The 25,718-nt window shown below is 49.2% G+C and carries 23 protein-coding genes; 18 read left to right on the forward strand and 5 right to left on the reverse strand.

Translation table 11 applies throughout. From position 1 onward, the window contains the following. Positions 1 to 47: 47 nt before the first annotated feature. The 9 genes from flxB (at position 48) to Tanf_RS02310 (ending at position 6,078) form a co-directional block, all read left to right on the forward strand. Positions 48 to 773 carry a flexirubin biosynthesis SDR family reductase FlxB gene (gene flxB / locus Tanf_RS02270; RefSeq protein ID WP_046824762.1) on the forward strand — a complete coding sequence of 242 codons (726 nt, stop codon included), beginning with the start codon at positions 48 to 50 and terminating at the stop codon, positions 771 to 773. Positions 774 to 856: 83 nt separating this feature from the next. Continuing rightward, positions 857 to 1,102, forward strand: a complete 246-nt coding sequence (locus tag Tanf_RS02275) for an acyl carrier protein (protein ID WP_014224678.1) — start codon at positions 857 to 859, stop codon at positions 1,100 to 1,102. Between the two features lies 1 nt (position 1,103). Next, positions 1,104 to 2,012 (forward strand): lysophospholipid acyltransferase family protein, encoded by a 909-nt coding sequence (locus tag Tanf_RS02280; protein WP_014224679.1) that lies wholly within the window; start codon positions 1,104 to 1,106, stop codon positions 2,010 to 2,012. Continuing rightward, a complete protein-coding gene (locus Tanf_RS02285; protein WP_046824763.1) occupies positions 1,990 to 3,075 on the forward strand; it encodes a FlxJ family methyltransferase in 1,086 nt (361 codons plus the stop codon). Before Tanf_RS02280 ends, Tanf_RS02285 begins: the two co-directional genes overlap by 23 nt. Positions 3,076 to 3,096: 21 nt before the next feature. Beyond that, positions 3,097 to 3,534 (forward strand): hotdog family protein, encoded by a 438-nt coding sequence (locus tag Tanf_RS02290; RefSeq protein ID WP_046824764.1) that lies wholly within the window; start codon positions 3,097 to 3,099, stop codon positions 3,532 to 3,534. 28 nt (positions 3,535 to 3,562) lie between these two features. Continuing rightward, positions 3,563 to 3,988 (forward strand): acyl-CoA thioesterase, encoded by a 426-nt coding sequence (locus Tanf_RS02295; protein WP_046824765.1) that lies wholly within the window; start codon positions 3,563 to 3,565, stop codon positions 3,986 to 3,988. Further along, complete coding sequence (locus tag Tanf_RS02300) at positions 3,961 to 5,157, forward strand: beta-ketoacyl-[acyl-carrier-protein] synthase family protein (protein WP_236684364.1); 1,197 nt, start codon at positions 3,961 to 3,963, stop codon at positions 5,155 to 5,157. Before Tanf_RS02295 ends, Tanf_RS02300 begins: the two co-directional genes overlap by 28 nt. A gap of 12 nt (positions 5,158 to 5,169) precedes the next feature. Then, positions 5,170 to 5,802 carry a hypothetical protein gene (locus Tanf_RS02305; RefSeq protein WP_052448974.1) on the forward strand — a complete coding sequence of 211 codons (633 nt, stop codon included), beginning with the start codon at positions 5,170 to 5,172 and terminating at the stop codon, positions 5,800 to 5,802. Positions 5,803 to 5,820: 18 nt separating this feature from the next. Continuing rightward, positions 5,821 to 6,078 (forward strand): phosphopantetheine-binding protein, encoded by a 258-nt coding sequence (locus Tanf_RS02310; RefSeq protein WP_046824767.1) that lies wholly within the window; start codon positions 5,821 to 5,823, stop codon positions 6,076 to 6,078. A gap of 139 nt (positions 6,079 to 6,217) precedes the next feature. Here the strand turns inward: Tanf_RS02310 and Tanf_RS02315 are convergent, their stop codons facing one another. Then, entirely contained in the window at positions 6,218 to 11,881 is a 5,664-nt protein-coding gene (locus Tanf_RS02315) for a hypothetical protein (RefSeq protein WP_140230681.1), read from the reverse strand. A gap of 421 nt (positions 11,882 to 12,302) precedes the next feature. On the opposite strand from Tanf_RS02315, the gene Tanf_RS02325 reads away from it, so the two are divergent. The 8 genes from Tanf_RS02325 (at position 12,303) to porN (ending at position 20,589) form a co-directional block, all read left to right on the forward strand. Further along, positions 12,303 to 13,265 carry a DUF5106 domain-containing protein gene (locus tag Tanf_RS02325; RefSeq protein ID WP_080948531.1) on the forward strand — a complete coding sequence of 321 codons (963 nt, stop codon included), beginning with the start codon at positions 12,303 to 12,305 and terminating at the stop codon, positions 13,263 to 13,265. A 5-nt stretch (positions 13,266 to 13,270) separates the two neighbouring features. Next, positions 13,271 to 13,834 (forward strand): cob(I)yrinic acid a,c-diamide adenosyltransferase, encoded by a 564-nt coding sequence (locus Tanf_RS02330; protein ID WP_046824771.1) that lies wholly within the window; start codon positions 13,271 to 13,273, stop codon positions 13,832 to 13,834. An 83-nt stretch (positions 13,835 to 13,917) separates the two neighbouring features. Further along, positions 13,918 to 14,139, forward strand: coding sequence for a DUF2795 domain-containing protein (locus Tanf_RS02335; RefSeq protein ID WP_014224689.1), 222 nt, complete (start codon positions 13,918 to 13,920; stop codon positions 14,137 to 14,139). Positions 14,140 to 14,242: 103 nt separating this feature from the next. Beyond that, on the forward strand, positions 14,243 to 15,235 hold the full coding sequence (locus Tanf_RS02340) for a PorP/SprF family type IX secretion system membrane protein (protein ID WP_080948532.1): 993 nt from the start codon (positions 14,243 to 14,245) through the stop codon (positions 15,233 to 15,235). Positions 15,236 to 15,265: 30 nt separating this feature from the next. After that, positions 15,266 to 16,708 carry a T9SS ring complex lipoprotein PorK/GldK gene (porK, locus tag Tanf_RS02345; RefSeq protein WP_371327207.1) on the forward strand — a complete coding sequence of 481 codons (1,443 nt, stop codon included), beginning with the start codon at positions 15,266 to 15,268 and terminating at the stop codon, positions 16,706 to 16,708. Positions 16,709 to 16,740: 32 nt separating this feature from the next. Next, on the forward strand, positions 16,741 to 17,829 hold the full coding sequence (gene porL, locus Tanf_RS02350) for a type IX secretion system motor protein PorL/GldL (RefSeq protein WP_014224692.1): 1,089 nt from the start codon (positions 16,741 to 16,743) through the stop codon (positions 17,827 to 17,829). A gap of 51 nt (positions 17,830 to 17,880) precedes the next feature. Next, entirely contained in the window at positions 17,881 to 19,446 is a 1,566-nt protein-coding gene (porM, locus tag Tanf_RS02355; RefSeq protein ID WP_046824773.1) for a type IX secretion system motor protein PorM/GldM, read from the forward strand. Between the two features lie 30 nt (positions 19,447 to 19,476). Beyond that, the gene (gene porN, locus Tanf_RS02360) at positions 19,477 to 20,589 is read left to right on the forward strand and encodes a type IX secretion system ring subunit PorN/GldN (RefSeq protein WP_014224694.1); all 1,113 of its coding nucleotides are present in this window, start codon (positions 19,477 to 19,479) and stop codon (positions 20,587 to 20,589) included. Positions 20,590 to 20,602: 13 nt separating this feature from the next. Here porN and Tanf_RS02365 read toward each other — a convergent pair whose 3' ends face one another. The 4 genes from Tanf_RS02365 to dapB are packed head-to-tail and all read right to left on the reverse strand — an operon-like array spanning position 20,603 to position 24,271. Next, entirely contained in the window at positions 20,603 to 21,244 is a 642-nt protein-coding gene (locus tag Tanf_RS02365; RefSeq protein WP_046824774.1) for a WbqC family protein, read from the reverse strand. A gap of 3 nt (positions 21,245 to 21,247) precedes the next feature. Further along, on the reverse strand, positions 21,248 to 22,090 hold the full coding sequence (gene lepB, locus Tanf_RS02370) for a signal peptidase I (protein WP_046824775.1): 843 nt from the start codon (positions 22,088 to 22,090) through the stop codon (positions 21,248 to 21,250). A gap of 23 nt (positions 22,091 to 22,113) precedes the next feature. Then, positions 22,114 to 23,523 carry a signal peptidase I gene (lepB, locus tag Tanf_RS02375; protein ID WP_046824776.1) on the reverse strand — a complete coding sequence of 470 codons (1,410 nt, stop codon included), beginning with the start codon at positions 23,521 to 23,523 and terminating at the stop codon, positions 22,114 to 22,116. 16 nt (positions 23,524 to 23,539) lie between these two features. Continuing rightward, positions 23,540 to 24,271 carry a 4-hydroxy-tetrahydrodipicolinate reductase gene (dapB, locus tag Tanf_RS02380; protein WP_014224698.1) on the reverse strand — a complete coding sequence of 244 codons (732 nt, stop codon included), beginning with the start codon at positions 24,269 to 24,271 and terminating at the stop codon, positions 23,540 to 23,542. A gap of 111 nt (positions 24,272 to 24,382) precedes the next feature. Between dapB and Tanf_RS02385 the strand changes: the two genes are divergently transcribed. Further along, the gene (locus tag Tanf_RS02385; RefSeq protein WP_046824777.1) at positions 24,383 to 25,657 is read left to right on the forward strand and encodes a DUF2851 family protein; all 1,275 of its coding nucleotides are present in this window, start codon (positions 24,383 to 24,385) and stop codon (positions 25,655 to 25,657) included. Positions 25,658 to 25,718 lie beyond the last annotated feature (61 nt).

Raw genomic sequence — 25,718 nt, forward strand, 5'->3', positions numbered from 1 at the left:
CTTTTGCATTCATCTTACGGTACAGGTTTAGAAGATAATGGTTTTATATGAAATACGCATTAGTTACGGGAGGCTCGCGAGGCATTGGCCGGGCTATCTGCACGGCGTTGGCCGCAAAAGGGTATCCGGTCATTATCAACTATGCATCGAATGAAGCCGCAGCCAACGAGACAAAAGCACTTATCGAGGCGAACGGTGGGACGGCAGAACTGCTGTCTTTCGACGTATCGGACGAAGTATCCGTCGACAAGGCGCTTGAAGGCTGGGCGGACAATCATCCCGACGATTATGTCGGTATTCTGGTCAACAATGCCGGTATCCGTCAGGATGCCATGATGATTTTCATGCAGAATGCGCAGTGGCGGAACGTGCTGGATACCTCGGTGAACGGATTTTTCTTTGTCACGCGGCGTGTATTGAAAGATATGCTGATCAAGCGCGACGGGCGCATCGTGAATATCGTATCTCTTTCAGGCCTGAAAGGGATGCCGGGACAGACGAACTATTCGGCAGCCAAGGCTGCCGTTATCGGTGCGACGAAAGCGCTGGCTCAGGAGGTGGCACCGCGAAAAGTAACAGTCAATGCCATTGCTCCGGGGTTTATCATGACGGACATGACCAAAGACTTGGACGAAGCGGAGCTGAAGAAGAATATTCCGTTGGGACGGTTCGGAAAGCCCGAGGAAGTCGCTTCGCTCGTCAGCTTTCTCACCTCCGACGAGGCCGCTTACATCACCGGCGAAGTGATTTCAATCAACGGAGGAGTGTTCTGACCCTTATTCAGCTGCTTGTGCGATACATTTGCAAATAACACCCAACAAACAACAAAACATAGAACGAGAATTAAGAGAGATATATGGAAAGAAGAGAAATAGAATCGAAAGTCAATCAGTTTTTGATCGAAGAGATGGAGATCGAAGCCGATCTGATTCGCGACGATGCTCTGCTGAAAGACGATTTGGGATTAGACAGCCTTGATTTTGTCGATATCGTTGTCATCGTAGAAAAAACGTTCGGTTTCAAAATTAAACCTGAAGAGATGGCGAACGTACTTACGGTAAAAGAATTTTACGATTACATCGAGTCGAAGGTAAGAGGCTGAGATGCGCGGAAAAGAAAGAGAATGGGAAGGAGTGACCGGAGGCACCACTTTGGGGCAAAAAGCGATGAAGATTACCTTCTCTGTCGTGAATGTCCGTGTCGGATATGTCATTCTCGCGTTTGTCGTTCCGTTCTATATGCTTTTTCGTCGCAAGGGATATTTGTCGATTTATCGTTATTTCCGATGGCAGCATGGCTATTCGCCCTTGAAATCATTTTTTTACACCTACCGTAATCATTTTGTTTTCGGACAGGCGATGCTCGATCGCTTCGCCGTCTATGCGGGACAGAAGAATTTTAAGATTGACAGTCCCGACAATGATTTGTTCATCTCGATGCTGGAGAACCCACATGGTTGTATTGTGGCCGGTGCCCACGTGGGGAATCCCGAATTATGCGGCTACCTTCTGCGACAGCAGAAGAAACGGATCAACTGTTTGATATACGGAGGCGAAGCTCAAGAGGTACAAAAGAACCGGACAAAGATACTGGAACGTAATAACATTCGCACGATACCCGTTTCGGAAGATATGTCTCATATCTTTCTGATCAACGAAGCGCTGAAAGACGGCGAGATGGTCAGCATGCCGTGCGACCGCACTTTCGGCAGCAGCAAAAGCGTCGAATGTGACTTCCTGAACGGCAAGGCCGACTTCCCGATCGGGGCATTCGTTCTTGCGCGGCAGTTCGATGTGCCCGTGCTGGCCATGTTTGCCTTGAAAACGAAGACATCGCAATACCGCATCCGCATCGTGCGTATCTCTGTGCCGGCAGAACGTTCGAAACGCGAACAGATCGAGTCGATGACCCGCACTTTCGCTCACGAGCTGGAGTGTATCGTAAAAAAATATCCCGAACAGTGGTTTAACTTTTATAATTTCTGGAAAGATGAACATGTTTCCTGCGCTTGAAAAGAAATATACGAAAGAACGGACAGGTATTCTTGAGGCGCAACGACGGGCACACGAAATTGCGTTTGCCCCTGTGACGTTTCAGGTATCGCGGCTGATGGTAAAATTCGGCATCTTCCGGTTGCTGGATGAAACCAAGAACGGACTGACCTTCGACGAAGTCGTTGCTGCGACTAACTTGTCGCATTATGCCGTTCAGGTATTGCTGGAGGCTTCTCTTACGGCACAAACGGTCTTATATGTCGATGGGCGGTTTGTGCTCTCCAAGATCGGCTGGTTGCTGCTCACCGATCCGCTTATGTCGGTCAATATGGATTTTAACCACGATGTGAATTACCTCGGCCTGTATCATATGGAAGAAGCCTTGCTCAACGGCAAGCCCGAAGGTCTGAAAGTGTTCGGGTCGTGGAAGACGATTTATGAAGGATTGTCTTCACTTCCTGACGAGGTGCAGAAGAGTTGGTTTCGGTTCGACCACTATTATTCCGACCATTCGTTCGATGAGGCGCTGAAGATCGTCTTTTCACACTCCCCCGCACGTTTGCTCGATGTGGGCGGGAATACGGGCCGATGGGCGCTCCGTTGTGTAGATTATAATGACGATGTCCACGTGACGATTATGGACCTACCGCAGCAGATCGGCATGATGAAGCAACAAATTGGCGATAAAGACGGTGCGGCACGCATCGACGGTTATGAGATCGATTTGTTGAATCCCGACGCGCCTTTTCCGCAAGGCTTCGACGCCATCTGGATGAGTCAGTTTCTGGATTGCTTCTCGGAGGCGGAAATTACGAGTATCGTTCAGCGCGCGGCTGCCTCGATGGATGAACATGCCCGGTTATTTATCATGGAAACGCTGTGGGATCGGCAGGCTAACGATGTGGCCGCATATTGCCTGACCCAGATCAGTCTCTATTTCACGGTGATGGCTAACGGAAACAGCAAGATGTATCATTCCGACGATCTGATCCGCTGCATCGAAGCCGGAGGATTGACGGTCGAGACGATTCACGACGGACTGAAAAGCGGGCACTCTATACTGATTTGCCGGAAAGCATGATATATTTTATACGCTCATCAGATGATTAAAGATTTCGGCATCCTTCAATTGTTGCCGCAACGACTGCCTTTCGTGATGGTCGATGAATTGACGCATTATGACAAGACGAGCGCTCGAAGCTCTTTCATGGTACGGGAAGAGAATCTGTTTTGCTTCGGTGGCCGTATGGAAGAAGCCGGATTGATTGAGAATATGGCTCAGACATGCGCTGCACGCATGGGCTATCGTGCCCGGACGGAGTTGCAAAGTGACGGTATGGTCAGGGTGGGCTTTATCGGTGCCATTAGAGGAATAACGATCGTTCGTGTACCCCTCGTTGGAGAGGTGCTGACAACAACGGTTGAAGTGAAGGAAGAAATTTTCTCTACTTCGCTTGTCGAAATCAAGGTGGAAGTGGGTGACGAAGTGATTGCTTCGGGTTCGATGAAAATATTCCTGACGGATCAGACGGCGTCGTAGGGTATAAGTGTACCATAAATAAAGAAATATGATGGAGAAGGTATTAAAAGCATCGAAAGAATTTGATGTACGGTTCAGTGAGGTAGACTCGATGAACATCGTTTGGCACGGCTCTTACGCGCTTTATTTCGAGGATGCCCGCGAAGAGTTCGGACGGGTTTTCGGGCTGAGTTATCACGAGTATATTGCCAACGAATACTTTGCGCCGCTCGTTGATCTGAACTTTCAATATAAGAAACCGTTGCTCTACGGACAACGTGCACGCATCGACATCACCTACCGTAACACCCCTGCGGCCAAGGTGATTTTCGACTACGAAATTCGGCTGATTGACGACGACAGTCTGATCGCTACCGGCTCCTCGACACAAGTCTTCCTCGACCGCGAATACCGATTGATGTGGACGAACCCGCCGTTTTATGAAGTATGGAAAAAGAAATACGGTCAGTTATGACGGTATGTACGGGAGATAACGTGGTTTCTGCGCTGGGCTTCACCGCCGAGGAGAACTACCGGAATGTGAAGCAGGGCCGGACCGGATTGCGTCTTTACCGCGAGCGATTCGGATTGCCCGAACCGTTTATGGCCTCGGAGATCGATGACACAGCTTTGAACGCGGCTTTCGTGGAGACTGAGACCGAATATATGCCTTCTGTCACGAAGGCAAATTACACAAAGCTGGAAATGGCTGCCATCGTTTCGGTAGCCGGGGCTCTGAAAACGGCCGCTATCGATGCGGCTGACAAGCGGGTGCTCTTTATCTTCTCGACGACGAAAGGCAATGTTTATCTTCTCGACGAGCATGAACGCTTCGGTTATGAAGCTGAACAGGTCTTTCTTTGGCGGTCGGCCGAGCGGATTGCCGGCTTTTTCGGAAATACGAATCCGCCGCTGGTTGTCTCGAATGCGTGTATCTCCGGAGCTGCGGCGCTGATAGCCGCACAGCGTGAATTACGTGCGGGACGATGCGACCATGTCATCGTCGTTGCCGCCGATATGCTATCGCGCTTTGTGATTTCGGGCTTTCAATCGTTCAAGGCCTTGTCACAAGAGGTATGCAAGCCTTTCGACCGTGATCGTTGTGGGTTGAACCTCGGAGAGGCTGCGGCAACCCTCATCCTGACCGAATGTCGTGCGGAGGAGGTAGATGCGGGCGATGTTCTTCTAACGGCTGGAGCTGTCCGCAACGACGCCAATCATATTTCAGGTCCTTCACGTACGGGTGAAGGAAGTTACCTTGCCATGCGTCATATCCTTAAAGAGGTTTCATCCGGCGAAGTGGCCTTTGTCAACGCCCACGGTACGGCTACGCCTTATAACGACGAGATGGAGTCTATTGCTTTGACACGCGCCGGACTGGTCGATGTCCCGGTCAATAGCCTGAAAGGATATTTCGGGCATACGCTCGGCGCGGCAGGCGTGTTAGAGAGCGTCATCTCCATCCGAGCTCTTCGTGAGGGGATCGTCTTAAAGACATATGGCTTCGAGACGTTCGGGGTTACACATCCGCTTCGTGTCACGTCCGAAACGCAGACGACAACGCGCCGCCGGTGCGTCAAGATGCTTTCGGGCTTCGGAGGATGCAATGCCGCACTGCTATTCACAAAATATGTACCCAATTAATACGGTGAAAGAATGAATTATATAAATGCATATTGTACGATAAACCCCGAAGGAGTGAGGCTGAACGGCACGATGTGTTTTGTTCCCGATCCGGAACATTTCCCGATGCGTGATTTCTTTGCAGCCGCGTATCGCTGTCTCCAAATCGACTACCGCAAGTTTTATAAGATGGATGCGCTCTCGAAGCTCGGCTTTCTTGCCTCGGAATGGCTGCTGAAAGGGTTCGATCGTGAACAGCCGAAGGAAGACATGGGCATCGTACTCTTCAACCGCGGCGCGTCGCTCGAAGCCGATGCGGCGTATCAGGAAACGATTCGCGACGAAGAGAATTTTTTCCCTTCTCCGGCCGAATTTGTCTATACGCTGCCCAATATCGTGACGGGTGAAATCGCTATCCGAAACAAGATCTTCGGCGAAACGATGTTTTATGTGCTCCCTGCCTTTCGACCGGAAACGATTTGTGACATCGTTAACGACGCACTGACAGCTACCGGCATGCGGTACGTGCTGGCAGGATGGACGGAAGTGGACACCAATACATTCGACGGACGTATGTTTCTCTGCTCGAAGGATAACCGGCCGGATACTCTCAACCGGTCGCCCCTGCCGCTTACGGCCGAACAATTGACCGAATTATTTAGATAATAACTCAATTAAAAAACAATGGATGAACTGATTTTAGAACTTAAAAACGAATTGATCAAGGTACTGAACCTCGAAGGAGTGAAGCCTGAAGATATTGGAGACGACAGTGAACTTTTCGGCGGCGGGTTGGGACTCGACTCGATCGACGCGCTTGAACTGATTGTATTGCTCGAGAAGAACTACGGCATTAAACTCAAAGATCCCGCGCAAGGCAAAGAGATTTTCAAATCCGTGCGTACGATGGCCGAATACGTACGGGCACATCGTACAAAGTAGCCACAAGGAGTGACACGGATGAACCTAAACTAAAGAGGATGTACCTAAACATCGCGTTTTGATACACCCTCTTAAAAAATGACTTTTTTTGTCCCGATAAGCTTATGAGAAGCGTGTGCCCGGAAAAGTATGACTATCGTTATTCGATTAAAATCTTGCCGGAGTATCCATTATCGAATTTGACAAAGTATACGCCCGGTTGGGGTGCATCGAACGTGGTCAGTCCCGCTTGTACTTTCTCACGTCGGTAGAGATGGCCCATGGTGGTGAAGACATAAACCGTGGTAGGACGATCGGTCTCCACGTAGATTTTCCCTTCATACGCCCAGGCTCTTGATACCTTTCTGATGATTTCCTGATTGCCTACCGGACTGACCCCTGATACGGTTACTTTCAGATTTCGGGTAACGGTAAGAATCGTTACCTCCATGACACTGTCCGAAAGTATTGTTCGTTTAATGCCGCCTTGTTCGTTCCAGATGGGACTGTCGGTCGTAACCGTCGCATATTTCAGGCTGTATCCGTTTTTCGCCTTGATCGTAAACGTAAAGTCTTGCTGGCTTTTTACGAAAATCAGCTGTCCCGGTCGGGGGTTGGTCTCGGCCGATGGCGGTACGATCAATTCGATAAGGCGATTGATCCCGTCGATCTTTTCGTCGCAGAAGCTGAGGTAACATTGGTTACTTACAATACTGTCACCGCAGGGATTCTTGACCGATACGCGGAAGAACGCCGATGAGTCTTTGGCCAGTGCATAGTAACTGTTCTTTGTTGCTCCCGGTATAGGCAGACCGTTTCTGTACCATTGATAAGTCATGAATTTTCCAGTCGTTTCTACGCTCAGCAGGTATCGCCAATTGTCGCATTCGCGTGCGTGGAGAGGCAAGTCTTTGATGAACGCGGGGATTTCACGGAAATATACCTCCATCGTATCGGAACTGACAGTTTCGGGCACCGTATCGGTAATTTCTACGTGATATTTGCCGGGTTTACGCACAATCAGGCTGGTGTCCGTGGCACCTGCGATCGCACTGCCTTCATGGAACCACTGATATTTGATGTCCATTCCGCCACCTTTGACGAAGAGCGTATCATGGTCTTTACAGATATACTTCATCGGGTCGAGGTTGCGAATAAACCATGGGTGGATCCATATCTTTACGGGATAAGGCAGTCGTCCGCCAAAATTATGACCGTCGATTACGGGAGTGAAGTAGTACATCAGTTCTCCGAGCTTCGTCGAGTCGGTAGGAGCATGCGGCCATTTCTTCCCGGTATGCTGCAATATTCCTCCTGCCTTTTCGAGATACCAGCTACCTCCGAATCCGGCGCTGAGTATTTCGATTGTGTCAAGTTCGCCTACATACAGGCGCGCCGGGATTTCTTTGGCTGTAAAGAGCCCAATGCTGTCTTTTCCGGTACCGACGGGTACGACGATGGGCGGACAGCTTCCGAATATGGCGTAGATATTGACCGAAGCGATAATCGAATCGACCGGGTTATCTTTGCGTGAGTGACCGTTAGGGGTATACTTAACAGGTACATGGCAAGTGATTTCAGCACCGACTCCCTTGTTAGCAGCCGCATTGTACTCATTGATGGGCATGGGCAGTCTGACGTAGCGCACGCCCTGAGCATCAACACTGTCCTTGTATGTGATCGTATCACGTTTGGTTAGTCCGCTCATGGAACCGGAGCCCCGATAGAAGATTGAGTCTCCCTCGACGTTCAGTTCTTTGGGCATCCGGAGCATCAAATGATCGGTTGGCACCATAGTGTTTACGGTCCCTGTAATCTTTTTGATCGTTAGTTTGAGGGTGTCCTGTGTCTGAAGCTCGTTGAAGGCATGCGTGCCGGATACCGGAGCGATCTTGATGTCTTCGAACAGATAATTGTATGTTACGTTCGGATACAGTTTCCGTGAAACGATATGAGTGCCGCTCCCGGCTGCAACCGTTCCGCAGGGTGACATGCCGGCAATCTGTCCTTTATATTGTATCCCCGTAAAATCGGTATTACATTTGGCATTAAATTCCATGACGATGCTGGCTGTCCGGTCGGCATCTGTCGCCTCTGTATCGAGGTTCCCCGGCAGGATGATATCACTTCCTTTGGCGTCGGCGAGTTTAATCGAAGCGATCGTCCGTTCCGCATCTTCTCCGGCCCCGAATGCGGCAACGAGAGCAGCTTCCAGCGCAGCAGGAATGGGGGTTAGTGTACCTGTGGGATATTCAAGGCGTGCGCTTCCGGCTTTATAGACTTGTCCGGAAGGAACGGTAAAGTCTTTCATCTCTGGGTTTTTAAGTGCGCCTGTGGAAGTCGCGGTCGTAAAATTCACTTTGATTGTATACGGCTCTACCGATTCGTGTTTGAACGTATCTCGAACAGCTGTGATACTTCCTGCTACCGTAGCATCGGCCGATGGTTTGATAATGAACGAATCGATGGCCGAAAAATTATCGCCCTCCGGATCGAGCGGAGCATTTGTGTTCGGAGTCCATGCACTGTTGAAACCTGCACCGGTATATACCTTCACTTTATCGCCCGTACAGTCGTTGAAATTATAGGTATAACTCATCTCGAAGGTCTTTGAAGCCGTGCCGGGAACATTAGCTACTTTTACCCAACGATTTCCCAGTCCGGTACCGTTATAAATCGTTCCGGCGTCGGCATCTTTTAGTTTAACGTCGCTGATATTTCCTTCGAAATAAAACCACATATCCTGTATCGGATTGCTTGTCTGGTTTGTTACGGTGAGTGCCGGACTACTGACGGTAGGGCCATAGGCCGGTACCTCGGGGACGGAAACTTCGAGCGAATTGCCCGGCCCGGTATATTTAAACGTGACATCACGTACATGCGTGTGGGTTTGTCCGGTTTTCGGATTCTTCCACGTTGAGATACGTTTCATGATACTTGCATCGCGCTTGGCTGAGGGTAATGCCTTAATTTTACCGCGCGTCGTAAGCCGCCAGAAATCGTCGGGCCGTTGCCATTTGCCCGCTTGCAATGCTCCGGAACCATCGTACGTCAGGTCATACAAATTTTTTACGTCATAAATCATATGCCCTCCCGTCGAACTTGCAGGGGCTAAGGTTGTATTTTCAATCGGCCCTGATCCATTATAATACTGTATCGTCAGAGGATCGATAATGCGATATCCTTTGGGTAGTTTGAATTCGAGTTTCTCCAGGTATTCATGGAAGCGTACTTCCTTGGGGAAGTAGGGAGACGGGAATTTTCCACTGTGGAAAATATCGGTATACCCAAGCGAGAAAGGTCCTTTGGGATTGTTGTCGGGGAACGATTCTTCTATGGCATCGTTATTCCACCAGTTCAGCCGGTCGAGGTTGTATGTACCGATGGGTAACGATGCTTTTTCTTTCCCTTTACGGGCAGGATCCGTTGCACTGTTCAGCGGGTTGCTCACAGGAGTGGCGCTTACATATAATTCGGAATCCATACTGTTAGGATTGTTGGTGCCGGATCGTATCTTAAAGGGGACTTTGATTTCGACGATTGTGTGGGTTGTTAAGCCGGCTGGATAATGATAACGGAAGTAGCCCGTATTGATTGTTGATCTTGCAAAAGTTACCTGACCGGCTGCCGGTGTTCCGTTGAGCGTGACCGTTGCGTTTTGGGGATCGGGTACGACGTTCGAATCGAACCGGAATCCTACGGCCTTGACCGGCATATCGATGTATTTATACCCACCTGGTGCCTGAATCGTACCTTTCCAGTAGAAGTATCCTTCGTCTTCGGCCACGAAGAGGTCATGCCGTATTTCATTGTCGGGAGCTACGGAGCCATCGTCCGGCACTCTGTCGTTATTTGTATCTTTCAATCCTTTGGATGTTCTGCGAGAATAAAATTCATCGAACGATATGCCCACAATATCGCAGGTGTGTATGGCTTCTTGAAAAACCTGGCTTATTTTCTCGAGCGTTTGGGCGCCCCATTTCTGGTTTGCCCAATAATGTACTTGGTCCGTTTGATTTACATTCAATCCGCACGGGGCGGCTTTATATTCCACATGCAGGTAAGCCGTCCCTTGATTCCCCCGGTTCTGAATTGATACGGATGCGTGCGTGGCCCCCGGAGCGACGGTGGCTTGTCCATACAGCACTCCGGTGCCATCGCTGTTACTCGTTATCTTCATACTTAAAATCGTAAGCCAGGCAGGGGTCTTAACATGAAATTCTGTTATTGCTTCATTCGTAGAACCGGGGGCGATGAAAACAGTCTGTTTTTTGGTCTGTCCTCCTTTTAAACTCAGGCTCGGCGGCAACTCACGATAATGCGGAGCATTCAGATAAACAATTCGGAAAGCTTGGGCCAGGGCAATGCCATCATCACCACAAGGACTTTTAACTTGAATGATATTGCTTGTTATTCCGTTGATGGTATTTGTTCCATAGTTATGATAAACATTACGGGTGGTATTGTCATAAATATCTCCGTTGATCGTAGGCACCCAGAACGTAATCGTTTTGCCTGCCGGAACTTCTTCGGGAATGAGGATATGTATTGCATACGGTTTTCCAAGAGCACTTGGTTTGAGATAGCCAAATGTCTCACCGTTGGTTTTGTTCGATGCTTCGGTAATTTCACTGGCTGTGATCTTACGTTTGGGACCTCCTTCTACTTGCATATAAATATCGGAGATGTCAAGATAATTATATGATCCGTAGTTGCGGAAATGCAACCGGATGTTACGTGCGCTTCCCCCCGTATTCCGAAACGTCGTTTTCACGATGGTTGGCGTTGTCCCGTCCATGTTGACTTGGGGGCTGGTGATAGGAGCATCGGCATGATTGACGTAGGTTGTGCTAATGTGTTCCATATTGGGCAGGGGAGGAGACGGGAATGCCAGCGTGACGGAAGAGCCTGTTGCCGTGGTACAATCCGAATCGTGCGGGTATTGCACGCTTGCCTCAACAAGGTGCGAGCCGCAGCCGGTAGAGGCCCCTTGAAAGGTAATGACTTTGTCATTCGTATCATCGATCTTGCTTCCTAACGCAGAGGGTGTGAATGCATACGTATAGGTCTTCTTGCCGCCGACCGTCGCTTCGACCGGAGTAAAGGGGACACCTTTGAGCTTGAAGTCGGAAAGTGTGGTTACGAGGTCTGTCGTAAACGTAACTTTCGCCGAAGAAGCCTTATTCGCTGTATTTGTCTTGAGATAATACGTAACGGTATTGACACTTGCCTGGGTCGGGAAATTAATCGTTCCATCGGTCGATACGATAGCAATACTTGGTTTTACCCTATTTGTTGTTATCGTCTTTTGTCCGTCCATTACATTCGTTGCTCCGGCTTTAACCTGAATGTCGAAATTCGCTGCTCCGGGTGTTCCGCACGAAACGGCTTTTACGTTGACGTGAATTTCTACTTCCGTGTTGCGCAGTAATTTGTTTCCATTTGAGGTGATAGCGATGGACGCAGTTCTGCCTGTAGCCAAAGCCCCTCCGAAAGTGTTGGATATGTTCAGAGGCGTTGAGGTCAGTACCCTCGTTCCACTGATGGCCCCGAAGTCTACCTGTGGGGGGAGCGTAATTTCGATGGTTGCGTTGTTAATATCTGCATTCAGAGGAGTAAAGCGTATTAATAACGCACGTTCATCTTCAAGCATCACTAAAGGTACTTCGTCCAGTTTTGGGTAACCTGATGTCCAATTTACCTTTTGGGCTTGTGTCGCAATTGCTGTGGCAAGCAAAAGCATGCAGAGCAGTAAGGATGTCCGGCTTTTTCGCCATAAGCAAAAAAAAGGAGCATTCAAATTGTGAGTACTTTTTCTTTTCATTCTGTTTTGATATTTTAATTGATGTTTGTATCTTGTTTTATTTATCTCGTTTTAATCATTTTTTGACTGAATTGAATTTGTCAAAAGACAGGTTGCTTTTTGGGGCTTATAATATTATACAAAAGTATGCTATTTTTTCAGCCAAGCCAATATATTTGCAATATTTAATATATTTTATTTTTAATCAAAAGAGTTCCTCGAGGAAATTTATTTCAGCATTTATTGGATTTATTTCTCATATGTGCATTGTGTAATGTGGTATATCTTTGAAAATATGGTGGGTGGTGGCTTTTTGCAAAGGGCGCTTTCTGTAAAGCCGTTACTTAAAACTTTATTATTTTTCTGAATGGATATTGGAAATTATCCCGTACCTTTGTCCCCGCGATGATATAAATAAAATTGGAAAGGATTTAAACGTGTGATGATGAAAAAACGATTACTTCTGTCGGGGTGTGGATTGGCAGGTTTGATGTTGTTTTTCGGCTGTGGAACGTCGACGGATGCACCGGGGCGGAAAACGTTCAAACAGGCCGAAGTTCCGGCAGTCTATACTGAACCGAGACTACGTGCCGAGTATTTGGCGATGCATTATTGGGATCATTTCGATTTTGCCGATACGGCATTTGTGGGTAGTGCGGCAAAGATCACCGAACAAGCGATCGTCGATTTCCTTTCCGTTTTCCCATATGCTTCGTATCAGATTTCCTGTGACGGAATCAAACGTTTGCTCGATCAGGCACAGAAAAATCGTGCGATGTACGCTTTTTTTACGTCGAAGATGGAACAATTTCTTTTCTATCCTAACTCATCCATGCGAAACGAAGAATATTTCATCCCCGTACTTGAGCACATGGTTGCATCAGACAGTTTGGATACGTATCGCAAAGCGCGTCCTCGGGCGATGCTGGCACAAGTGCAGAAAAACCGTCCCGGCATGCAGGCTGCCGATATTCGTTATACGACCGGGAAGGGATCTCAGGGATCGCTTTACGACTTGAAGACCGATTTTGTGCTTGTCTTTTTTTATGGCCTTGATTGGGAAAATGCGCGTGAGGTAAGTCGGATGATTGACGCTTCGCAGCCGGTGAAGCAGATGATTGCGCAGAAAAAACTTACGGTTCTTTCCATATACCTCGATATGGCTGAAGAGCAGTGGAAGGAGCATCTGCCTCAGATGCCCAAAACGTGGATACACGGGTATGATAAGAACCTTGATATCCTGCAACGACAAACGTATGTGTTGCGTGTTCTTCCGGCACTTTATTTGCTTGATAAAGAGCATAAGGTTGTCATGAAGGAGGTTGCCTTTCCGTATATCGAATTGTATCTGAACAGTATTCTCAATCCTCCGGCACAACAGGAAATGCAAACCCCTCAATCATAAACAGAATGAAAAAAAGTCCAATATATACCGGTGGCGGTGATAAAGGAACGACCTCGCTCGTAGGAGGCGTACGCGTCCCAAAGACCCATCCCCGTCTTGAAGCTTACGGCACGATCGACGAACTGAACTCCCAAATAGGACTGTTGATTGCCGAAACGGACGATCAGGAAACGGCTGACTTGCTCCGCTTTGTCCAACACAAACTCTTTACCGTGGGTTCCTATTTGGCAACCGATATGACACAGACGGACCTGCGTATCGAAAGCAATGTGACTCCCGAGAGTATCCGTCGTCTTGAAGAAGCGATTGATCGTTACGATACGCAGCTACCGCGTATGCGCGGATTTGTTTTGCCCGGAGGAAACCGCACATCGGCTTTGGCGCATGTGTGTCGTACCGTGTGTCGCCGTGCCGAACGACGCATTTACCGTCTCACCGAATCGGCAACCGTCGAAGAACCTGTGCTGATTTTTATGAATCGACTCTCCGACCTTCTGTTTGTCATCGGCCGAAATGAGTGTGTCCGTAAAAATAATGACGAAATTCTTTGGGATAGCGCTTGCAGCTAACAAATAAACATTTATTTTTGCCGAAAATTTCAGCCCATTTTTGGGATGGCTTTAAAGGTAAATAACTGTAAAATAAGGTTTTTATGTATTGGACATTAGAATTGGCATCCAAATTGGAAGATGCACCTTGGCCTGCAACCAAAGACGAACTGATTGATTACGCTCAACGTTCCGGTGCTCCGCTTGAAGTGATTGAAAATTTGCAAGAGATGGAAGATGAAGGCGAAATATATGAGAGTATAGAAGATCTCTGGCCGGATTATCCCAGTAAGGAAGACTTCTTTTTTAATGAAGAAGAATACTGAAAAATGAAAGAGTTGCGGGCAGTGCTTGCAGCTCTTTTTTATTTCATACACAATTTTACAAGTTTTTCAGAGTTATACATATCTATAGATGTAACTCTTTCGAATGACGATCAAACGATTCTGGACGTTTTTCCTCCTTTTAAGCATGGGGGTAGCTTCTGCTTGGGCGCAGGTTGACGCATCGCTGAACCATTATTTTATGGCGATGGGGGCATATAACCCTGCCTCGGTCGGAATGAAGAACGAGCTCGGAATAACGGCGCTCTACCGGCTGCAATGGCTTGGACTCGACAGAGGAATGCCGCAGTCGGCTTTTGTTGCCGCCGATATGCCATTCACGTTCGGAAAAACACGGCATGGGGTAGGAGTGATGTTTTTTAGCGACGACAAAAGTACGTTATATAAAGATGTGTACACTTCGCTTCAATATGCATATAAACATAAGTTGGGTAAAGGAGTATTGAGTATCGGACTTCAAGGTGGAATGATCAGCAAGTCGTATTTAGGTTCTAAGGCAGAACCTCTTCCCGAAGGAATTGATGGAAGCACAGACCATTCGCCCGAAGATGACGCCTTGCCCAAATCCGACATCGATGCGAAGGGATTGGATATAGCCTTAGGGTTACTCTACTCGACAGACAAATATTATGTCGGTATTGCTTCCACGCATCTGCTTGCTCCGGAGATGGAACTGGATGAAAATTTTACGCTGAAAGTTAATCGGGGATATAATTTAACAGCCGGATACAATATTAAACTGAAAAATCCGTTGATTGAGTTACAGCCTTCTGTATTTCTGCAAACGGACTTGCAGATGTACATGGGCGATGTGACTCTGAGAGCCGTCTACAAGACAATGTTTAACGGAGGATTGGGCATGCGGATCGGAGAGAGTTATCAAGGCATTCGGATGAACGGTATACTTTATTTGGGAGCGAATATCGGTAAATTTCGTGTGAGTTATGCCTATGAATATCCGTTTTCTGCTTTGTCGAAGGTAAGTACAGGCAGTCATGAGGCCATGGCAACGTATCGGATGAACCTGAACAAACCTAAAGGTGGAAGGAACAGACATAAGAGTATCAGAATATTGTAAGATAAGAACAGACAATAGACAATCGGGAAGATGATGAAGAAATTAACATTCATATCGGTCGCCGTCATGTTGCTGACGACCTCGTGCGGAAAATTGCTTTCCGGCGACGGCGGCGAATTGGTTGGCGTCAAGATGGCTTCGTTCAACGAGCCGAATCCTTACGGGATGGTCTTGATTAAAAGAGGTTCCTTCGAGATGGGACCATCGGATAAGGATAGTCTCTGGGGCTTCGATGCCGAAACGAAAGGAGTATCGTTCGAAGCATTCTGGATGGATGAGACGGAAATTACGAATGCGAAATACCGACAGTTCGTTTATTGGGTGCGTGACTCGATCATTCGGACCCGTCTGGCGGACCCGGCATACGGAGGCAACGAGCTGTTTATGATTACGGAAGACAAATACGGTGAACCGGTCACTCCGCATCTCGACTGGACGCGTCCGATTCCATGGAAACGCGCCAATGAAGATGAACAGCGGGCTATCGAAAGTGTCTTTTATACTCATCCTGTGACGGGTGAACGCGGGCTCGACGGGCGACAGATGAATTATAAATACGAATGGTTCGACTATACCGCTGCCGCTTTGCGCCGTAACCGTCTCGATCCGGCCGAGCGCGAACGTAATACCGATATCCAGCCGGATCCCAATGCCGTCGTGATGATTTCGAAAGATACGGCCTACCTTGATACGGATGGGCGTCCTGTTAATCAGACGATCACACGTCCGTTAAGCAGTCTGTTTGATTTCCTGCATACCTATATTATCAATATCTATCCGGATGAAACGAGCTGGGTGAACGATTTCAAAAACGCCTACAACGAGCCGTACCTGAAAATGTATTTCACGCATCCGGGCTACGATGATTATCCGGTGGTCGGTGTTTCGTGGGAACAGGCCAATGCTTTTTGCGTATGGCGAACCGAATATTACAAGAAATCGGTCAGCTTGCCTCCCGGACAAGTCATCGAATCGTTTCGCCTGCCTACCGAGGGCGAATGGGAATATGCTGCTCGCGCCGGCAAAAACGAAAACAAATATCCGTGGTCGACGAATGAACTCCAGAACGGAAAAGGCTGCTTCATGGCCAACTTCAAACCGGGAGATGGGAACTATACGGAAGACGGTCACTTGATTACATCGCGCGTTGCAACGTTTGCACCGAATGAGTTTGGATTGTATGATATGGCCGGAAACGTGGCCGAATGGACTTCGTCGGTCTATACCGAATCGGGACAGAACCAGACGAGCGACCTTAATCCCGACCTCCATTATAACGCGGCCAAAGAAGACCCGTATGCAATGAAAAAGAAAGTGGTGCGGGGCGGCTCGTGGAAGGATGTCGCCCAGTTTATCCGTTCCGACCGGCGTACCTTCGAATATCAGAACGAAACACGCTCCTACATCGGCTTCCGCTGTGTGCGTACGCAAATCGGATTCTCCAACGCGAAAGGGAAAAACAAAAAGAAATAAACTCCAACGACAACAATACATCAGAAAAAATTATGGGAAAATATAGAAGGTATAAGAACCGGATCGAAATGTTTCTTTCGTCCGAGAACGGAAAACGGACGCTGAATTTCGTGTATAGCTGGGGAGCTTCGATTGTGATCATCGGAGCCTTGTTTAAGATTCTGCACTTGCAATACGGCAACGAGATACTCACGGTGGCAATGATTACGGAAGCGATTGTGTTCTTTGTGTCCGGCTTCGATCGTCCCACCAATGAATATCATTGGGAAGAAGTCTTTCCGGTCTTGAAATCGAAGAATCCGCTGGACCGTCCCGATTTCAGCACCGGAGGTGCCGGGAACGGGGAAGGACAAGTGATTATCGGAGGCAGTGGAGGACATTGGGGAGGCGGAACCATTGTGCTGGGTGATTTGTCGGGAGCTCAATCCGGTGGCGGTACGCTGACGGGCAATGCCCGTGCCGCTGCTCAGAATGCCGAACTCGGTATGGCGGCGATGGGGCTGAATGTATCGGAAGAAGACACGAAGAACCTGGCCGACAGCATCCGGAAGCTGGGCGATGCGGCCGAGCAGATTTCCCGTATGGCCGACCTGACGGATGCGACGAAGACCTATATTGAACAGATATCGAGTGTTACAGCCAATCTGGAACGTTTCAATGTCGTGACCAACTCGTTGAGCGAAGTCTCCGACTCGCTCGTACATTCGTGCGAGATGATTGCCGGATCGAAGAATGAACATTCGGAGAAACAGACCGTCGGATATGTTCAGCAGATGGAGCAGTTGAATCAGAGTCTTTCGGGCTTGAATGAGTTCTATTCCGTGCATTTAAGTGGCCTGCGCTCGCAGATGGATACGATCCAGCAGATCAATGCAGGATTGAGCCGTATCCGCGATATGTACGACAATTCCGTGATGGACAGCACGGCTTTCCGCAATGAGAACGAACGGATGGCGCAGCTGTTGGCACAGCTGAATCAGGTTTACGGACGTCTGCTGCAAGCCATGACGGTCAATATGCCGGGGGGAGGAACGATGTATCCGCCTCAGCAGCCTCCGTATCAGGGCGGGTATCCGCCGCAAGGCTATGCGCAGCAACCTCCTTATCCCAACCCGCGATAAGCAATGAAAGGTGGATATGAACAACGATGAACTATTGATAAGAATGATTAAATGGCAGGAATAGCAAATAATCCCAATTCACCGCGTCAGAAAATGATCAACCTGATGTATTTGGTGTTCATCGCCATGATGGCATTAAATTACTCATCGGAGGTACTGAACGGATTTGATTTGGTGGAAAGAGGACTGCGTGAATCCGCTACGATTGCCTCTGTACGGAACAAAAAAGCGTTGGAGACCATGGAGGCTGCCAATGCAGTGAATCCTGCGAAAGTGGGAGAATGGTACCGTAAGGCGATCGATGTCAAACAACAATCGGACGAACTGGTCGACTACTTACAGAACCTTAAGATCAGGATCGTACAGGAAGCCGACGGAAAAGAGGGCGATGTCAATGAGATTGAAAATAAAGAAAATATGGATGCCTCGTCGGAAGTCATGACCGCACCGATTGTCGGAGAAGGGAAAAAGTTGAGAGAGCGCTTGGAAACGTATCGTTCAAAGGTGGTCACTTTAGTCGACGATCCCGATTTGCGCAATATGTTACAACGTGTTCTGAGCACGAAAGTGCCGTCTAAGACGGGAGTAGAGCTTCGCTCGTGGGAGTCGATTATGTTTGAAAATATCCCTGTGGCAGCTGCCGTTACGATCTTGACGAAATATCAAAATGATATCCGTTATGTAGAAGGCGAAGTATTGGCAGACATCACAAAAAGTGTCGATGTGGGCGATTACCGTGTGAACAAGATCGTGGCGCAGGTCGTCCCCAAGAGTCAGATCGTGATGAGCGGAACTCCTTATCAGGCGAATATCGTACTGTCAGCCATCGATTCAACCCAGCGTCCTCAACTCTTTATCGGCCCTAAAGGCAGTGAAAAAGAGGTGAGCGATTACGAAGGCATCTATACGGTCGGTACGGGTTCTACCGGAACATTCCCTGTTCAGGGCTATCTGAAAGTGCCGGGCAAAGATCCGTACTACTTTAACAGTGAATATTCCGTATCGGCTAAAAGTGCGACGGTGGCCTCGGCGCTGATGCGTGTGCTGTATGCCGGACGTGTGCGCGAGAACGAGATCGATATTGCCGTGCCCGGCGTGGCCAGCGGCGATGTGACAGCCACCATGACGAACGGGCAGATCCGTACGGAAAACGGAAAAAGATATGCCGTTCCGAACATGAATGCCAAGGAAGCCGTGATTTCCGTAACGGCTCGTATCGGAGGCGTGCAGACCAAGATCGGCGATTATCCGTTCAAGGTGCGTCAACTGCCCAAGGCGCAACCGTACATCTTGTATACGGATGCCAACGGGGTGACGAAGAAGTTTACCGGAGGCCGTATATCGAAACGTGCCCTCGTGGAAGCAACGGGTATCATGTCGGCTATTGACGACGGAATCCTCGACATCGAATGCCGGGTGAAGAATTTTACGTTGACGTATTCCGATTCGATGGGGAACTCGCTGATAGAGGTGTCGCAAAACAACTCGTTTACCGATCGGCAAAAGAGCTATATCCGCAACCTGCAACGCGGAAAACAGTTTTATATCAAATCGGTTTCCGTTACTCCCGAAGGAGTGGAGCAAGACCCGGTCGTTTTCGATGTAATCATTCAATAAATTGTAGAGCATAACAAGTAAAGATAAGAGATGAAACGGATTGTTTTTTTTACGGTTGTAATAAGTATGCTGACGGCCTTTTCGGGCGTCATGCTGCAAGCGCAGGATACGGGCAATACGCGCCGTACACCTCAGATGAGCCGGGGGGGCGATCGTAACCGGCAAAACCGGGACGAGAGTGGTTTGCCCGAACTTACTGTACGTGCACAGCATCTTAACGAGCAACTGACGCAGAACATCGGCAACGCACGGTGGATGCGTGTGATATACCGCGAGCTGAACATGCTCGAAGAGAAAAATGCACCCCTCTATTATCCGGTGAATCCGAGGAACGGTTCGATGAATCTCTTCTCTTCCATATTTCAGTTAGTGAGCGAGGGAAAACTCAAAGCGTATGAATATATAGACGGTTACGAAGCGTTTGATGAGGATCATCTCGTCGATTTTAAATCGGTGCTCGACCGTTTCACCATCATGTATGAAACAGTACCGGAGCGTGACGGGAGGCAGCGTTTCGTGATCAACGAAAGCGACGTTCCTTCGGGCGAAGTCAAGGCCTTCTACGTAAAAGAAGCATGGTATTTCGATCAGAACAATTCCCTGTATGATGTGAAAACATTAGCCATCAGTCCGATTATCTTCTACGAAGGCGATATGGGTACGGAGCGTTCGCCTATGTTCTGGGTCGTTTACGAAGATGTTCGCCCTTACGTATCGAATACATATATCATGACGTCGAACACGAACAATGCAAAAACGTTTACGATCGACGATTATTTCCGTCGCCGTATGTTCGACGGCAAGATTATCAAGACCGAGAACCTGCTTAATATTCCGTTGCAGGCCTATTGTCCTACTCCCGACTCGCTGGAGCGCGAGCAAAAGAAAATTGAAGGCGAGCTGGTTGCTTTCAACAAAGCGTTATGGTTTCAACCCGATACGACCGCACAGGCAAAGGCGGCAACTTCCGGTAAGAAAAAAGCAGGAAAAGCCGGACGCCGGTCGTCCGTAAAGGAGAAAGCGACCAACGAGAAGGAAAAAGAGACGAAAAAGACAAAAGCACCGAAGCAAAAGGAGGCCAAAGCGCCTAAGACGAAAGCAGAAAAGCCGGCCGCAACACGCAGCGTAAGGCGAAGAAGATAAAGGGACGGCTTGTTTATACATCGCCGTTGTCGGTTTGTCGGTATGAGCCGCTGAGCACCGGCAGTGCTTCGGGCCCCATGTTGAACAGCAGGTCTACCATGCTCAGGTCGGGCAGGAAACCGTGTCTTTCACGGAACACCTGATAGTAGGGCTGGGGATGAAAAGAGGGATCATCGTGCGGATGGCGCGGATGGAAGGCATTCCGAAAATCGTTTGGGATGTCGGGCTCATACGTTCCGGTATGTATGATTTGTGGCCGCAGATCAATCAGGTCGCAGATGAGGTGTTGCAAAGCCTCGTTATAATCTATCAGAAAAGTATATTTTTTCTCGTAAAACGGCGCGAAATCATCGGCATAATATTCGAAGAAAGGACTCATGTTGTAGGCCGAGACTAATGCGTTCCAGTGCAGATGACGCCAGTTCCCATGGTCGGAGATACGGATATCGCGTGTCAGGATTTTCGGTGCCGGAGATTTTTCGACGGGTACGGTCAGCTCCTGTATGCCGTTGGCCGTAGCGATCCGGCAGCGGTTGCGGAAGCTCTGTTTCCGGTAGTTCTCGCAGGTTTCGAGCTGTACGGTATCGAAGGCATGCAGTTTGCAATAGTAGCTGACAGGCGCCAAATAGGCGGTGGAAAGGCAGACGATACTCATCGCTTATTCGATACGTTTAAACAGCTTCTTCCGGTCGTTGCTGTACCAGCGAAACCATACGTTACCCTCGATCCGGGTTTCCGGAATCAGCCCGAAGTGTCGCGAATCGACCGCCTCGTCCTCATTATCCGAAAGCATCCAGTAGTAGTTTTTCCGGAAAAACAGGTAACGTGTATGCCTGCCGTCTACATAGAGTTTTCCGTCGCGGATCGACGCCCGGTTGCCGTATTCTGTGAGGATAGCTTCACGACAGATGAGCAGGGAGGTCGAATCGATTCGGTAAAGGCTGTCTTTGGCCGGGATCACAAACCTGTGGCGACGACGTTCGCCGGGAATCCATTCGATCTGCAGCAACCGGGGGAGTTTATCGCGGAGCAATACTTCTTCGCGACTTGTCAGGCGAAAAGTCAGGCTTAACGAATCTTCTCCGGCGCTACGGTAGGGGATGTTCAGGCCGCGCATCAGTTCCATCAGTGGTTTCTTGATGTCTCTGCGGATGCGAAACATATTTTCGGTTGTCGGGAGTTTCGGATACAGACGTCCGGCGATGCGGAAGCCGTCTTCGTCGATGATGACGGTATCGCCCGGCATCCCCACACAACGGCTTAAGAAGAGCGGCGCTTGACAGCCCTGCGTCCGGTGGCCTTTGAACAGGACAATCCGACCTCGTCCGGGATTCGAGGCGCTGCGGATTTTGTTCACGAACACCCGATCGCCCTCCTGTAGCACGTCGCTCATCGAACGGGTCGAGATGCTGTACGAACCGATGCAGAAGAGATGCAGCCCCAACGCGATCAGGGCGGCGATCACCAAGCCTGTCAAGTATCGTATCAGCCGACGTGTCATTGTCTCACCATACAGCGTTTTGATCAGTCGGAGCGTACCGTGCGGAACATCCGACTCCAGCGGATGCCGCCATTGAAGAGGCTCCGGTCTTTGTCGAGCGAGAGCCAGATGAGGATCGGCTTCCCGACGATATGATCTTCGGGTACGAAACCCCACGAACGACTGTCGGCACTGTTGTGTCGATTGTCGCCCATCATCCAGTAGTAGTCGTACTTGAAGGTATAGGTCGTAGCCGGCTGTCCGTTAATGAATACCTGCCCGCCCCGTACTTCCAGTTTATTCTCCTCATAACTGCCGATGCACCGGCTGTAGAGCGCTAAATTACGTTCGTTCAGTTCGATGGTTGCGCCCTTCTTTGGGATCCAGATGGGACCGTAATTGTCGCGTGTCCATCCCGTGCGGTAACCGACCGGATACGTTGAGCCTCCTAATTGCTCGGGTTCTACTTTAATCTGCTTCACCGACCGGATTTTCTTCATCATCTCCAGCGCTTCCTGTGTCAACGGCAGGCGATAGATCGGGTTGTATCGTCCGTCGACGGATGTGAAGCCGACGAACGGCAGATATTCGTAGTAGAATTTTTCCTCGTCCGATGTAGGGACGGAAACGAACTTGCGGTCGCTCTTATTGATGTCCATTTTGCGAAACTGCTCTTCGGTGAGCATCGCTCCGTCGGTCTCGACAAAGTAGCAGAGCTGCATCCGTGCCGGGTCTTTCTGTTTTTCTCCGTTAATGTACAGTGCATTGTTACGGATCGCGAGTGAGTCACCCGGCATCCCGACGCAACGCTTTACGTAATTTTCCCGTTTATCTACGGGGCGATAAAGAATGTCGCCGTAATAGTCTTTATTCGTGTGCACCGCTTCCCGTCCAACCTCGTTCACTAACCAGTAATAGTCGGGGTTCTGACACTTGAGCGCCACCGTATCGCCGGTAGGGAAATTAAATACGACAATATCGTTGCGTTTCACCTGTCCGAAGCCTTTTACACGCTTATAACCCCATCGCGGCCAGTCAAGGTACGACTTGCAGTTCAGTATCGGGAAAGTGTTCTGCACGAGGGGGAACGATATCGGAGTGTTCGGCACCCGCGGTCCATAGCTTAGCTTGCTGACGAACAGGTAATCGCCTACTAATAACGTTTTCTCGAGCGAGGGAGTCGGGATCTGGTAATTCTGAAAGACGAACAGATTGATCAGGTAGACAGCTACGAGTGCGAACACAATATCGTCGATCCATTCAAGCGTTTGGCGTATTCTCTTATTCTTCGAGCGTTTCCATGCGCCCCATGGGATGAATTTCGTGAGGAAGATATCGACTAGTATGATCAGACCGAAGAGCATCCATAAGTTTTCCATCCAGATACAAAACAGGGTATAGAGCGTTGCCCAGATACCGAAACTGATCCATTGGCGTGTTGCAATTTTTTTCATTGTGTATATTATTTTTTCATTGTTCAACAGGAGAAATATGAAGCAGATCATTCATTCCGAGGAAGCCTGTTTTCCCTACGGTGAACTCTGCCGCAAGCACGGCGCCCAACGCCAGACCGGCACGACTTTTTGCGCTGTGGCAAATGCGGATGAAGTCCGTTTCCGAGTCGTACTCCACCTCGTGGATGCCCGGCACTTCGCCTTCGCGGACGGACAGCACGGCCAATTCTTCGGGATGTTCGGCCTTGCCCGATACGCGGCGCGTCTTTCGGTCGATGGCCTTGAGGATATCGTCGGCCAGCGTAATAGCCGTTCCGCTCGGAGCATCTAACTTATGGATGTGATGCGTCTCGGTGATCTGCACATCGTAATCGGTGAAGCGGTTCATCAGTTTTGCCAGATAAGCATTTACGGCAAAAAACAAGTTCATGCCGATGCTGAAGTTCGACGCATAGAAGAACGTTCGTCCTTCGTTGCGACAGATCGCTTTGACTTCGTCGAGCCGGTCGAGCCATCCGGTTGTCCCGCTGACAACGGGCACACCGGCCGCAAAGCACTGCATGTAATTATCGAATGCAGTGTCCGGTCTTGTAAATTCAATGGCCACGTCGGCGCTCCGAAAAGCTTCCGAGCGGAAAGCGTCACGATGGTCGACATCGATAATCGAAACGATCTCATGTCCCCGTTTCAAGGCCGCCTCTTCGACGGCTTTCCCCATTTTCCCGTAGCCTATCAATGCTATTTTCATCTGCTTAGTTCTTCTGACTGATGATCGTTACCGTAAACTTTTTTCTCATAAAGGTGCAAATATAAGGATTTTGTATTATATTTGGGCAAAGTTTCCCAAAACTATTGCAAAATGAAGGAACGAGTCTTACAATACCTCTGGAAATACCGGCTTTACGACGAAGTCGATCTGCGTACCACGACTGGTGATCCGGTAACAGTCATTGATCCGGGCTTGACGAACACGGACGCGGGAGCGGATTTCTTCAACGCCAAGTTACGCATCGCCGGAACGGTCTGGGCCGGCGACATCGAGATTCACAGTAAGGCATCGGACTGGATACGGCACGGGCACGACCGGAATCCTGCATACGATTCGGTGATCCTGCACGTGGTCGGAGAAGACGACGCGTCCGTGTGTCGCAGTAACGGAGAAGTGCTGCCACAGTTAGTGTTGCATGTACCCGGAAAGGTACGGCAGAGCATCGACTGGTTGCTGTCGCGCGAGGGAGCGGTAGCGTGTGCCACACGGATTCATGAAGTCAGCCCGCCCTTCCTGTCAGAATGGATGAACGCGTTGCTGGGCGAGCGCCTGGAACGGAAGACGGAAGACATCTTCAAGCGGCTGAAGCAAACGAGATATGACTGGAACGAAGTCTTTTATCTTACGCTGACCCGCAATTTCGGCTTCGGAACAAATAGCGATGCGTTCGAGTGGCTGGCTGTGAGTTTGCCGTTTAAATATATCCGGAAACATCGGAACAACAGCATGCAGGTTGAAGCGCTGCTCTTTGGTCAGGCCGGACTGCTCACCGCCGAGAAAGATGACGCATATTACGAAGCGCTTCGACTTGAATATGCGTTTCTGCAAAAGAAATACGGATTGAAACCGGTGGACGGTTTTCTGTTCAAAAGGCTGCGCACGCGTCCGGTCAATTTCCCGCATCTGCGATTGGCACAGCTGGCTTCCGTTTGGACACATAACGATACGCTTTTTTCCGAAATACTCGAAAACCCGTCGGTAGAGAAATTGCAACAATGCTTCAATGTTCCTCCGTCGACCTATTGGGATACGCATTATCATTTTGATTTTCCCTCGCCGGCGCGTAAAAAACCGATCGGTCTGCGTGCGGCCTGTATGGTGATGATTAATACCGTGGTTCCCATTCTCTTTGCCTACGGTAAGCAGAAGCAACAACCGGAGTATGGCGAGCAGGCGCTGCGTCTGCTCGAACAGATACCTCCTGAGCGCAATAGCATCGTTAAAGCCTTTACCGATGCCGGAGTGCCGGTCAAGAATGCCTGCGATTCTCAGGCGCTGATTCAGCTGCGGCGTGAATATTGCGACAAGCGGAAATGTCTCTACTGTCGCATCGGTTTCCGGCTGATCAAGAGCGCTGCAAAATAAATTTCATTCCTGCCTGCATTTACGTTATCTTTGCGGCTGCAAAAAAAGAAAGAACAAAGAA

This window comes from Tannerella forsythia (assembly GCF_001006485.1).
GTDB lineage: Bacteria > Bacteroidota > Bacteroidia > Bacteroidales > Tannerellaceae > Tannerella > Tannerella forsythia.

Excerpts from the sequence above, each read along its gene's own strand:
- Tanf_RS02335 (WP_014224689.1), top strand. The coding sequence starts at position 13,918 with ATGTATTGGACATTAGAATTGGCATCCAAATTGGAAGATGCACCTTGG.
- Tanf_RS02280 (WP_014224679.1), top strand. The coding sequence starts at position 1,104 with ATGCGCGGAAAAGAAAGAGAATGGGAAGGAGTGACCGGAGGCACCACT.
- dapB (WP_014224698.1), bottom strand. The coding sequence starts at position 24,271 with ATGAAAATAGCATTGATAGGCTACGGGAAAATGGGGAAAGCCGTCGAA.
- Tanf_RS02295 (WP_046824765.1), top strand. The coding sequence starts at position 3,563 with ATGATGGAGAAGGTATTAAAAGCATCGAAAGAATTTGATGTACGGTTC.
- Tanf_RS02310 (WP_046824767.1), top strand. The coding sequence starts at position 5,821 with ATGGATGAACTGATTTTAGAACTTAAAAACGAATTGATCAAGGTACTG.
- Tanf_RS02340 (WP_080948532.1), top strand. The coding sequence starts at position 14,243 with ATGACGATCAAACGATTCTGGACGTTTTTCCTCCTTTTAAGCATGGGG.
- porM (WP_046824773.1), top strand. The coding sequence starts at position 17,881 with ATGGCAGGAATAGCAAATAATCCCAATTCACCGCGTCAGAAAATGATC.
- Tanf_RS02365 (WP_046824774.1), bottom strand. The coding sequence starts at position 21,244 with ATGAGTATCGTCTGCCTTTCCACCGCCTATTTGGCGCCTGTCAGCTAC.
- porL (WP_014224692.1), top strand. The coding sequence starts at position 16,741 with ATGGGAAAATATAGAAGGTATAAGAACCGGATCGAAATGTTTCTTTCG.
- porN (WP_014224694.1), top strand. The coding sequence starts at position 19,477 with ATGAAACGGATTGTTTTTTTTACGGTTGTAATAAGTATGCTGACGGCC.
- Tanf_RS02275 (WP_014224678.1), top strand. The coding sequence starts at position 857 with ATGGAAAGAAGAGAAATAGAATCGAAAGTCAATCAGTTTTTGATCGAA.
- Tanf_RS02300 (WP_236684364.1), top strand. The coding sequence starts at position 3,961 with ATGGAAAAAGAAATACGGTCAGTTATGACGGTATGTACGGGAGATAAC.
- Tanf_RS02285 (WP_046824763.1), top strand. The coding sequence starts at position 1,990 with ATGAACATGTTTCCTGCGCTTGAAAAGAAATATACGAAAGAACGGACA.
- lepB (WP_046824775.1), bottom strand. The coding sequence starts at position 22,090 with ATGACACGTCGGCTGATACGATACTTGACAGGCTTGGTGATCGCCGCC.
- flxB (WP_046824762.1), top strand. The coding sequence starts at position 48 with ATGAAATACGCATTAGTTACGGGAGGCTCGCGAGGCATTGGCCGGGCT.
- Tanf_RS02385 (WP_046824777.1), top strand. The coding sequence starts at position 24,383 with ATGAAGGAACGAGTCTTACAATACCTCTGGAAATACCGGCTTTACGAC.
- Tanf_RS02325 (WP_080948531.1), top strand. The coding sequence starts at position 12,303 with ATGATGAAAAAACGATTACTTCTGTCGGGGTGTGGATTGGCAGGTTTG.
- Tanf_RS02315 (WP_140230681.1), bottom strand. The coding sequence starts at position 11,881 with ATGAAAAGAAAAAGTACTCACAATTTGAATGCTCCTTTTTTTTGCTTA.
- lepB (WP_046824776.1), bottom strand. The coding sequence starts at position 23,523 with ATGAAAAAAATTGCAACACGCCAATGGATCAGTTTCGGTATCTGGGCA.
- Tanf_RS02305 (WP_052448974.1), top strand. The coding sequence starts at position 5,170 with ATGAATTATATAAATGCATATTGTACGATAAACCCCGAAGGAGTGAGG.
- Tanf_RS02330 (WP_046824771.1), top strand. The coding sequence starts at position 13,271 with ATGAAAAAAAGTCCAATATATACCGGTGGCGGTGATAAAGGAACGACC.
- porK (WP_371327207.1), top strand. The coding sequence starts at position 15,266 with ATGATGAAGAAATTAACATTCATATCGGTCGCCGTCATGTTGCTGACG.
- Tanf_RS02290 (WP_046824764.1), top strand. The coding sequence starts at position 3,097 with ATGATTAAAGATTTCGGCATCCTTCAATTGTTGCCGCAACGACTGCCT.